Source organism: Streptomyces sp. NPDC032198, from assembly GCF_040636975.1.
Lineage (GTDB): Bacteria > Actinomycetota > Actinomycetes > Streptomycetales > Streptomycetaceae > Streptomyces.
In genome coordinates this window covers 1-9,889 of the sequence record NZ_JBEZVL010000032.1, presented here as the reverse complement: position 1 = coordinate 9,889, position 9,889 = coordinate 1, and the positions used below count along the sequence as shown (strand labels likewise).

General features: G+C 68.7%; 11 protein-coding genes. 6 read left to right on the top strand and 5 right to left on the bottom strand.

Features of this window, described 5'->3' with window-relative positions; all coding sequences use genetic code 11:
• Positions 1–90 precede the first annotated feature (90 nt).
• The gene (locus AB0E78_RS41700; RefSeq protein ID WP_361844902.1) at positions 91–633 is read right to left on the bottom strand and encodes a hypothetical protein; all 543 of its coding nucleotides are present in this window, start codon (positions 631–633) and stop codon (positions 91–93) included.
• Here AB0E78_RS41700 and AB0E78_RS41695 point away from each other — a divergent pair.
• Positions 632–766 (top strand): hypothetical protein, encoded by a 135-nt coding sequence (locus AB0E78_RS41695; RefSeq protein WP_361844899.1) that lies wholly within the window; start codon positions 632–634, stop codon positions 764–766. The genes AB0E78_RS41700 and AB0E78_RS41695 overlap by 2 nt on opposite strands.
• Before the next feature lie 384 nt (positions 767–1,150).
• Here AB0E78_RS41695 and AB0E78_RS41690 read toward each other — a convergent pair whose 3' ends face one another.
• Positions 1,151–2,053: a LysR family transcriptional regulator gene (locus AB0E78_RS41690; RefSeq protein ID WP_361844897.1), complete on the bottom strand. Its 903-nt coding sequence runs from the start codon at positions 2,051–2,053 to the stop codon at positions 1,151–1,153.
• Between the two features lie 99 nt (positions 2,054–2,152).
• On the opposite strand from AB0E78_RS41690, the gene AB0E78_RS41685 reads away from it, so the two are divergent.
• A complete protein-coding gene (locus tag AB0E78_RS41685) occupies positions 2,153–2,899 on the top strand; it encodes an SDR family oxidoreductase (RefSeq protein ID WP_361844894.1) in 747 nt (248 codons plus the stop codon).
• Between the two features lie 1,443 nt (positions 2,900–4,342).
• Positions 4,343–4,513, top strand: a complete 171-nt coding sequence (locus AB0E78_RS41680; protein WP_361844891.1) for a hypothetical protein — start codon at positions 4,343–4,345, stop codon at positions 4,511–4,513.
• Between the two features lie 228 nt (positions 4,514–4,741).
• Here the strand turns inward: AB0E78_RS41680 and AB0E78_RS41675 are convergent, their stop codons facing one another.
• Positions 4,742–5,623, bottom strand: coding sequence for an SDR family oxidoreductase (locus AB0E78_RS41675; RefSeq protein WP_361844889.1), 882 nt, complete (start codon positions 5,621–5,623; stop codon positions 4,742–4,744).
• 90 nt (positions 5,624–5,713) lie between these two features.
• Between AB0E78_RS41675 and AB0E78_RS41670 the strand changes: the two genes are divergently transcribed.
• Positions 5,714–6,292 carry a helix-turn-helix domain-containing protein gene (locus tag AB0E78_RS41670; RefSeq protein ID WP_361844886.1) on the top strand — a complete coding sequence of 193 codons (579 nt, stop codon included), beginning with the start codon at positions 5,714–5,716 and terminating at the stop codon, positions 6,290–6,292.
• Between the two features lie 817 nt (positions 6,293–7,109).
• On the opposite strand, the gene AB0E78_RS41665 is transcribed toward AB0E78_RS41670, so the two are convergent.
• Positions 7,110–7,763, bottom strand: a complete 654-nt coding sequence (locus AB0E78_RS41665; RefSeq protein WP_361844883.1) for a CatB-related O-acetyltransferase — start codon at positions 7,761–7,763, stop codon at positions 7,110–7,112.
• Positions 7,764–7,861: 98 nt separating this feature from the next.
• On the opposite strand from AB0E78_RS41665, the gene AB0E78_RS41660 reads away from it, so the two are divergent.
• Positions 7,862–8,533: a TetR/AcrR family transcriptional regulator gene (locus AB0E78_RS41660; RefSeq protein WP_361844880.1), complete on the top strand. Its 672-nt coding sequence runs from the start codon at positions 7,862–7,864 to the stop codon at positions 8,531–8,533.
• Between the two features lie 274 nt (positions 8,534–8,807).
• On the opposite strand, the gene AB0E78_RS41655 is transcribed toward AB0E78_RS41660, so the two are convergent.
• Positions 8,808–9,071, bottom strand: coding sequence for a hypothetical protein (locus AB0E78_RS41655; protein WP_361844877.1), 264 nt, complete (start codon positions 9,069–9,071; stop codon positions 8,808–8,810).
• A gap of 122 nt (positions 9,072–9,193) precedes the next feature.
• Between AB0E78_RS41655 and AB0E78_RS41650 the strand changes: the two genes are divergently transcribed.
• The gene (locus AB0E78_RS41650) at positions 9,194–9,793 is read left to right on the top strand and encodes a hypothetical protein (RefSeq protein ID WP_361844874.1); all 600 of its coding nucleotides are present in this window, start codon (positions 9,194–9,196) and stop codon (positions 9,791–9,793) included.
• The last annotated feature ends 96 nt before the right edge of the window (positions 9,794–9,889 follow it).

The window sequence follows — 9,889 nt, the reverse complement described above, 5'->3', positions numbered from 1 at the left end:
ATCCGGCACGATCCACGGCCGCTACTGATGTTTCGCCACAACCAGACCAACGAGCCGACACGCAAACAGTCACATGATCAACCGCTTTCGTTAGAACCAGTTAGTGCGGCCCGTTTTTACATGCTCGCAGGCTCCGGCGTCTCCAGTTCGGTCAGTAGCCGTTCGAGTTCCGTCCAGGAATGGGCCCGCTGAAGGCTGTGCACCGGACTGTAGCTTGCGGTCCTTGCTCCGGTCCGAGATCCACGCTGCGCGCGCGGTGCCGGAGTACCGCACCGCCAGCTCCGGGAGCCGCGACCCGCGATACGCAACGAGCAGCTGCACGGCATGGTCGGTGAGGTACTTGGTCGTCTCGTCGACCTGGGCGCTCCAACGAGCGGCTTCTGCCAGTAGCGCGGTGCGGACCGTGTCGCTCGCTGCCGGCGCCACCGGCACGGCACGCAGATGCATTCCGGCGGACAGGGTGTCCAGCATGTTCTCCTGGAATTTCTCGCGCGCCAGCATTTTCGCCTGGAAGCGCCGGTTGCGGACTTCGAGGAGGGGCGAGAGGTACCGTCCCGCGACGATCGACGTCAGCAGAGACGTCCCGAGCGCGATCAGCACGGTCGTCCCCCACAAGGGCATCCAGTCAGGCATGGCCCTGGATTGTGGCGGCCGCGACGTCCTCGCGCGGCAGATCGCCCGTGAGGAAGCCCAGCGCCGCACCCTGGTCGCCTTCCTGGACGGCTGGGCCGCGGCGCCGCGGCGAACGAGGGGAGCACCGCCGTAGCGTTGTACGGGTGCCCGCAGGCTCTGCTCGCAGCTGACCAGGGCCCGACGCGAGGGGCGCTTCCCGGACCTCATCGATATCGTGCGCGACGGATGAGTCACGTCGAGATGGCGGACAAGTTGCTGATCAAATCAACGTGGTGGACCAAGTCGAGCCTGGTAGGACTCGGCGGTTTTGTCGTAGCGGGTCGCGATGCCGCGCCATTTACGGAACTTCCAGACATCCTGTTGAGGACTGTCCGGTCATCCGACCGCTTCCGCCCTCGCTCCGACCGAGGCAACAGAGGACGGGCGAACTCCCGCTCGGCATCAGACAGTTCATGACGACATATCACCCGACCGTGATCCACCACACAAGATCATTTGGAGACGCCGCCGCGAGGGGTCAGCTGATCGCCAGCGTGCTGTTCTCCTGTCGGGAGGCTGTGCCGAGCAATGTACGTGCGACGTCTTCCAGGGATCTGAGCAGCGGGTTGGGGTCGCCGGCGCGCGTGACGAGCACGAGCTCGCAGGGATCGATGTCGATGACGGGCACCAGGGCGATGTCCTCACGCACAGCGGCGCGTCGATCGCTGGCAGGGAAGATCGCGACACAGTGGCCGGTGGCGATGAGTTCCAGCTTGTCCTCGTAGCTGTCGTCGATTGCAGGCGGGGGTGGTGCCGGGCGGTCGTCGACCGGCTTGGGCGTGCTCCAGACGACCGGAGTGCTGACGCAGGCCACCAGTTCCTCGTCCGACAGAGCCCGCAGGCTGACGGCTTTCTCGTTCGCCAGATGATGACTCGCCGACGTGACGAGCACCCGCGGCTCCTGATGGAGCTTGGTCACCCGGAGGCCGTCCGTGGGCCAGGGCAGGGGTTTGTATGCGACGAGGGCGTCGACCCGCCGCTCGGCGAGGGCGTGCGTGTCCCGCCAGTCGAGGTGCCGGGTGCGGACCTGGCCGTCGGGGTGCCAGCGGCGCAGTTCCTGCACACAGGCGGTGATGACCAGTCCTTCGGCGCAGCCGACAGTGACGGTACGGGGCTGGACGGCGGCTCTGGCCGTGCGAGCGGCTTGCTCGGCCTCCTGGAGCAGTATCCGGGCCCCGGGAAGGAATGCCTGACCGGCGTCGGTGAGGCTGCTGCCCTGCGGCGAGCGGTCGAAAAGGCGGACACCGAGCTGAGCCTCAAGTCGCTGGATCTGGCGGCTCAGCGACGGCTGCGCCAGGTGCAGCTTGGCGGCGGCGCGGCCGAAGTTGCCGTACTCCGCCACGACCGTGAAATAGCGCACGAGCCGCAGATCGATGTCCATTCGCTCAGGGTACGTCGAGCGTCGTCATACGCCCGGGGCATGACGGCATACGGAACAGGTCTTGGACAGGGTGTGCGGGTGGGCATTTGGCTTGAGGGCATGACCACTTATGACGGCAAGAAGATCGTGATCACGGGCGGAAGCAGCGGTATCGGCCTGGCTGCGGCCCGGTTGTTCGCGGACGGCGGGGCGCACGTACTGATCACCGGCCGCACCCGATCCACTCTGGACGGCGCGCTTGAGCAGCTGGGGGACAAGGCGGTCGGCGTCCGCAGCGACGCCGCGTCCCTGAAGGACATCAAGGCGCTGGCCGGCACGGTCCAGGAGCGGTTCGGTGCGGTGGACGCGCTGTTCGTCAACGCCGGCGTCACCGAGTCCGCGCCGTTCGACTCGACGACGGAGGAGATGTACGACACGCTGTTCGACATCAACACCAAGGGCCCGTACTTCACGGTGCAGGCGTTGGCGCCGCTGTTGCGCGAGGGAAGCGGCGTGGTCCTCACCACGTCGGTGGTGAACGTCCTGGGCCTCGACGCGCTCAGTATCTACTCGGCGAGCAAGGCAGCCCTGCGGTCGATGACGCGCACCCTGGCCCGCGAGCTGCTGCCGCACAAGGTGCGGGTCAATGCCGTGAGCCCCGGCCCGATCGACTCGGGCATCCTGGACCGCTCCTCGCTGCCCGCCGATGTCGTCGAGGCGACGAAGGACACCTACCGGAGCACCATTCCGATGCAGCGGCTGGGGACGTCCGAGGAAGTGGCCGCCGCGGTGGCGTACTTGGCGTTCGGTGCGACCTTCTCGACAGGAACGGAGTTCCCTGTCGACGGAGGGGCGTCGCAGCTCTAGGCCGTTTTCGCAAAGTCGCGTCGTCGCCCGAAGGGCAGGCGGGACTTTGAAGACCGGCCCTGGCGCTGCGCGCTGACCTGTGTGGTCGGGGCTGCCACGCCAGTGGTCGGGATAGCGCCGGAGGAGGGTGGTCGGTATCTACCACCCGGCCTCTCCCGGACAGCGTCCCTCGTGGGCTGGGACCGGCGCCGTGTCCTTGCGGCTGGCGCTGCGCGGCGTGCTGACCTGCGTGGTCGGGGTGAAGGCCAGGACGGTGGTCGGTATCTACCGCCCACCCCGACCGCTCCGGCTCGGCGTGGGCGGTGAGGCTCGGCACCCGGCGGAGACGGGGGCGCACTGCGCTGATGGCGGCGGGTCACCGGTATTGCTCATCGGCCGTCGCCGTCGCCGTCGCCTGCTGCGCATCGCTCATCGCTCATCGGTCGTCGCCCGCGGGTCGTTGCTCATCGTCCGTCGCTCGTCGGTCATTGCTGATCGCTGTGGGCCGTCGCCTGGCGGTGATGGTCTGTCGTCGTTGTGATGCGTGGCTGCGCATCGGCGGCTGCGCATCGGCGGTCCCTTGCTCACTGATCGGTATGCGCCCGGTGCAGGCGCAAGGACCGGTGCCGGGCGGTGTGGGGTGCGCAACGCGCTGACCTGCAGTGGTCGGGGCCGGCGACGTGGTGGTCGGGGCGGCGTCGGGGACGGTGGTCGATATCTACCACCAGGCCTGTGCCGGAGTTCGGATGACTGCAGGCGGCCACTGCCCAACCCGCAGCGCAGCCGCATCGGTTGGCAGAACGCCGGGCGATGATGACTGCTCCGTCGGCGATGACCGGCCGGGCGGTCATCGCGGTGTCGGGCCTGCTCTGCGCACCGCGCACGCAGCTGCGCAGAGCAGGCCCGCTGCGCAACGGGCCGCCCTTCGCCGATGACATCGCCGTAGCGATGGCGCTGCGCAGCGGGTGCGTCGGCGGACACCATCGCGCTGTATGCGCAGTGCGCAGTGAGCCTCCTCCAGCTTGGAATCACGGGTCAAAGGGCTGGCGTGACCGGTTCTCTGGGTGCTCGTGCTGGTCGTCGGCGGCAGTCTGCGGAGTAGATCGTTTGACGGAGCCGGATGGTTCGCTGATTCCTGCTAGCTGAGGCCAGGCGGCCTTCTACCATCCGGGGCATGGATCCCGGGCTGCTGGAACGGATCACTGCGCGGCGTGTGGAGCTGGACGAACGTGAGGAACTGCTTGCCAGGGAGTTGGCGGAGGTGCGGGCCGGGTGGGACGGGCTCGCCGTCGCGGAGCGGGTTGTTGAGGTTGAGCGGGTGAGCGAACAGCTTGCTGGCGAACGCGCCTCGGCCGCGCCGCTGCCCGGACAGGCGGGCGGACGAGGGGTGATGCTGGTCGCGCACCGGACGCCGGAGATGGAGGAGACCGTGTTCCCGCCGGACTGCCGGCGCATCCTCGCACCGTGCGGCTGGCCGCCGGACCGGTCATGGCCCGGAAGGTCGGCGGCGCCCCGGGAATCGATGTCAGCGTGCGGGACGAGCTGGTGCCTGTGTGCGGGAAGCTGGTCCAACTGGTCGACCGCAGTGGGCTGCGCAAACTGCCCGGGGGCCGCCGCTTCACCACCCGCCTGTGACCTGATCTGCTGCCCTCGGCAGCTCGGCGCGGGCGTAACCATGGTTCCCCCGGCGGCCGTTGGAATGGTGTGACGAAAACCAAAAAGCACGCCGCAGGCACTTGCCCGTTTGTCTGCCGGTTCCGGTTCCGGTGCCGTCTGCCGCTGGCCACTCGGACCGTCTGCCACCTCGCCGATCTGCGGCGTCACCTGAAAGGACCCCGTCCGGTGCCCCGGAACCTGTGTGCGTCAGGGCTGAATGGTTTCCAGGTCCTCGAGGAGGCTGGAGCGGGCAGGCTGCCACCCGAGGGCATCGCGGGTACGGGCGCTGGACGCCGGCTGGTCCATGGCGAAGATCGGGCCGAACGGGCCGAAGTTCTCCTGCGGGACCTCCTCGACCGGGAGGCCCAGTCGCCGGCCGATGACGGTGGCGATGTCCCGCACCGCGTCGCCCTCGTCGGCGACGGCGTGCCAGGCCGTTGCGGCCGGTGCGGACTCAAGGGCCAGACGGAACAGGACGGCTGCGTCGAGTGCGTGCACGGCCGGCCAGCGCTGGGTGCCCTCGCCCGGGTAGCCGGCCACCCCGGTGCGGCGCGCTTGATCGGTCAACAGGCCGGCGAATCCGCCCCGGCCCTCGTTGTGGACCGTGCGCGGCATGCGGACAGCCGTGCTGCGCACACCGCGTGAGGCGAGGTCCAGCAGCGCATTGACCGAACGGCCCCGGCCGCCCACCGGTCCGTTGGTCGGCAGCGGATCGGCCTCGGTGGAGGCGCGTCCGGGCACCTGGGGCGTCCCGGAGACCGTGACGATCGGGCGGTCGCTTCCGATGAGTTCCTGCCCCAGCGCGGTGAGGGCGGCGCTCTCCTCGGCGATGGACTGCGCGAGAGCGTCCGCACTGCTGTAGTCGCGTCCGAACGCCAGACTGATCACGCCGTCGCACTGCGCTGCGCCGGACCTCAGGACGCCGAGGTCCGCCAGGTCTCCCCGCAGCACCTTGGCACCAGCGCTTTCAAGAGCCTGCGCGGAGCCGTCCGAGCGAGCCAGTGCGAGAACGGTGTGGCCGTTGCCGAGGAGTTCGGCGACGACGGCGGAGCCGATGGTGCCTGTACCGCCGGTGACGAAGACATGCATGAGCTCTCCCTGAAAGTGATGGGACCATTGTCCCATCACTGACCATACACCGAGTGACGGGACAGGTGTCCCATCGCCTATCCTGGTCTCATGGCTAGATGGCAACCGGGGGCGACCCAGCGACTCGTCGTTGCGGCCGTCGACCTGTTCACCGAGCAGGGCTACGACGCCACCACGGTGACGCAGATCGCCGAGCGCGCCGGCGTCACCAAAAGCACCTTCTTCCGGCACTTCTCCGACAAGCGCGAGCTGCTGGTCGCCGGCCAGGAGACGCTCAGCAGGCTGCTCGCCGACGGCATTACCGAGGCCCCTGAGAGCGCCAGCCCGCTCCAGGCGGTGGCAGCCGGTCTGAAGCGCGCATCGAGCGCCATGGGACCCACGAACCGCGAACTTGGTCCCCGCCTCAAAGCAGCCGTGGCAGCCAGCACCGAACTGCAAGAGCGCGACGCCCTCAAGAGCGTCGGTCTCGCGGCCGCCATGACAGCCGCGCTCATCGCCCGCGGTATCCCCGACCCGACCGCGCACCTCGCCGGCGAGCTGGGAGTCCTCGCGTTCAAGCAGGGATACGCCCAGTGGTCTGAAAGCGATCGTGATGACACGGAAGGGCTTGCGCCATATGCACTGGCAGCCCTGGAAGACCTGCGTGCGGCAACTGCATCGCTGGGCTGATCCATACCGCCCGGCTGTCGGCGCCACGGGCACTGTGGCGCCCGTCGACTGCCTCCGAGACGCCCTGCTCTTCCTGACAGATCTCCAAACCGATCGCTGACAGATGGCCCGCTGCGCAGGCAGCCACCCGGGACCGGCGTGAGCACCCCGAGAGCCGGTCACGCCAGCCCTTTGACCTGTGATCTCAAGTTGGCGGAGGCTCAAGTGCGCGGCAGCAGGCTCGGACGCCGCCTGCCACCGTGCGCACCGTGCCCGGCCGTTGAGCAGATTCCCGCCTCTCCCGGGCCGGGGACCCCCGTAGAGGGCTGGTGGTCGGGCCCGACCACCGTGTTCTGAGCGTGTAATGACCGCTTCGTTATCGTGGCCGGGGGTCAGTGGTCGACAGACTGGTCGGGGTCGGCGGGCAACCTGCGAGCAGAGCGGCGGGGGAGCCCATTGGCCGGCCTGCCTCGTTCGCCCGGCCCGCTCGCCGACGCAGAGCGGCAGCGTCTTGCCCGGCAACGGGCGTCGATCCCCTACGGGGACAGATCGGCACACGAAGTGCCCTTCGCTCAGGTGGGGTTTGCCGGACTTCGTCGAGCTTCGCGAGCCTCCCATCGGCCGGGGCGGAGACGCGCGTTCATGTTGCTCCGCCGTCGAGCAGCCAGCTGTAGCGCAGGCGTAGTGCTCGCTCGGTGCTGGCTGTCGTGGTGGCGAGACCGAGCGCGGTGTTGCCCCACCACGGCAGGTCAATGGGCACGGGCGATCACTCGTTTCTGGCGCGGGACGGGTGCGGACGGAGGCACAGGCGGGTGCGGCCAGTGGCGAGGATGCGGTGTCAGGGCAGGTCGATCCGCGCGGCGGCCTCCTCCAGGTCGGCCACGGTCCCCGACATGATTGTCCGTACGTGCCGGGTGATGTGCTGCACGGGCCAGTCCCACCACGCCACGGCCAGGAGCCGGGCGATGTCCGCGGCGTCGTAGCGGGTGCGGATGAGTCGGGCGGGGTTGCCGCCGACGATGCCGTAGTCGGGGACGTCGCCACTGACCACGGAGCCGGCGGCGATGATCGCGCCGTGACCGATCCGTACGCCCGGCATGACCGTGGCGCCGTGGCCGAACCACACGTCGTTGCCGACGACCGTGTCGCCCCGGCCGGGCAGGTCGGTGATCAGGTCGAAGTGTTCTGCCCAGGAGCCCCCCATGGTGGGGAAGGGGAAGGTGGAAGGACCGTCCATGCGGTGGTTGGCGCCGTTCATGATGAAACGGGTGCCCGTCCCCAGCGCGCAGTACTTGCCGATGACAAGCCGCTCGGGTCCGTAGTGGTACAGGACGTTGTGCGTCTCGAACGCGGTCGGGTCGCCCGGATCGTCGTAGTAGGAGAAGTCGCCGACCTCGATCAGCGGCGACTTCACCAGCGGTTTGAGTAGAACCACGCGCGGGTGCTCGGGCATCGGGTGGAGCACGGTGGGATCAGCGGGAACAGGCGGCATTACGGGGGCAGTTCCTCTCCATGAAGCCTAAGGCGACATCTGTCGCGTTAGGATCGTTGCACGGACCGTCCCCCTGATCAACCGGATACTGACTGCCGATGACAGACCCACGTGACACACGCGCCGACCGCCGACCGGGCGGCCGCACCGCCCGCACGCGCGCCAAGGTTCTCGACGCCGTACGCGCCCAACTCGCCGAAAGTGGCCACGACGGACTCACGATGGAGGGCGTCGCGACGCGGGCCGGAGTGCATCGGGCCACGGTCTACCGGCGATGGCGCGATGTCGGCGGCCTGCTCGTCGACGTCATCAACGCCGCCGGCGAGATCGACTGGCAGCCGCCGGACACCGGCTCGCTGTGCGGCGACCTGACAGCCCTCAACCAGGAGATCCAGCAATCCCTGGTCGTACAGCCCTCGTTCCCCCTCGCCCTGATGGCCGCCTCATTCCACTCCGAACAGGCCGCACACGCGCAGACCCAGCTGTGGACGGACCGCTACGCCCAGTGCGAGATCCTCGTGGAGCGCGCCATCGAGCGAGGTGAGCTCCCAGAAGAGGACACGGACGCAACGGGCCTGCTGATCGCGGCCACGGCGCCCCTCTACCACCAGCTGGTGCTCCTGCGTGCCCACCCGGATCCGCAACTCCCGCAACGGGCCGCGAGGGCGGCCGTCTTGGCGGCCGCCGCAGGGGCCTTTTGCGCACCGAGGGAAAGAGTGGGAGAGCCAGGAGCGGGGGAGCGAACGCAAGAGCAGTCAGGAGCGCGATGAGGGGGGCGAGCATCTGCTTGCCCAGTGCCTTTGCGACCAGCGGCAGCTGGCGTGCGGACGTGCTGTCGCCATGAGTGACGCTACGTGCTCAACGCAGGGCACGCTTCCCGTGGCATCCCTCCCCAGACGCTACGGGCGGGGGCAGGAAGGTGGCCAGGGATCTCCGCCCGGTGACGTGCCTCCGCCGCTGCGGGGACGCCGTAGTCGAAGACCTTGGGATCTCCAGGAATCTGCTGCGCCACTGCCAAGATCCACGCGAGGTCCATCCGGAGGTTCACGCCGCGCCCCTCGGTGCCGTCTCCGCCGGGGTCTCCGGGAGACCGGGGCACCGGTCCTCACCGACTTCCGCATCGAACACGTCCGTGTATGCGGCCAGGAACGATACAGCGCCGGCCATGAAGGCCGCGCGGGACTGATTCACGTCCGCCTCGATCAGGTCAGCCACGTACCCTTGCAAACTCAGGCCCCGGCGCTTGGCCCGGTCCTCAGCAGCTGCTTTGACGGCGTCGTCCAGGCGGATATTCGTCTGCTTTCCCATACCAACGCGGTAGCTATGTGCCGGTACCAGCACATAGCTACCGGAGAAGCCGCTCCGGGACCCGGAGCGGGAAATGGGATCGTTCCGAGGGCAAGTGGGACGGGCGCACCGGGAGGGGCAACATGATCGACCTCGAAGAGCGCGTGAACCGCGTGTTCAATCCGGATCTGCGTCCCCTCGTCAGCGAGGCGTACCGCTGCTACGCCGCCGGCTCGGCCCGCGGTGAGACTGTCCTGACGTGGACAGCTGTCTGCGCCGACCTCATTGCCAAGGCCCAGATCCTCCACGAAGAGGGCGAGAGCCACGCGAAGGACCTGGTCGCCGACGTGGAGCGAGCCCAGGGCAGTGCGGAGTCCGAAGCGATTCCGATCATGCTCGCCCTGGAGAAGACGCTGCTCGACACGGCGGAGAAGCTCGAACTGATCGGCTGCGCCCAGCGCAAGCAATTGGAGCGGATCCGCGACGACCGCCACCTGTGCGCACCCGCCCATCCGTCCCCTCGGAGAGCTCTACGAGCCGACGATGGAGTACGCCCGCGCCCACCTCGCGGCCGCGCTGGAAGCCGTGCTCATCCATCCTCCGAGCCAAGGCGGTGGGCCCGTGAGCACGAGTGGCAGCAGGTCCGAGCCCGGCGGGCCGCCGCGAAGGGCTGGGCGTGTGCTCGATGTCCTTTTCACCGGCATGCCACCAGCCCCAGCCCACGTTCGCGGTCACCGCACTAGCTACTTGCCCCTGAAGAAGTCCGGGTCTGCCTCTGGGTTGTCCTCTGGGGCGAGCTGGTGAGGGCAGGGCTATGGCCGTCACAGTGGAGGCGGGTA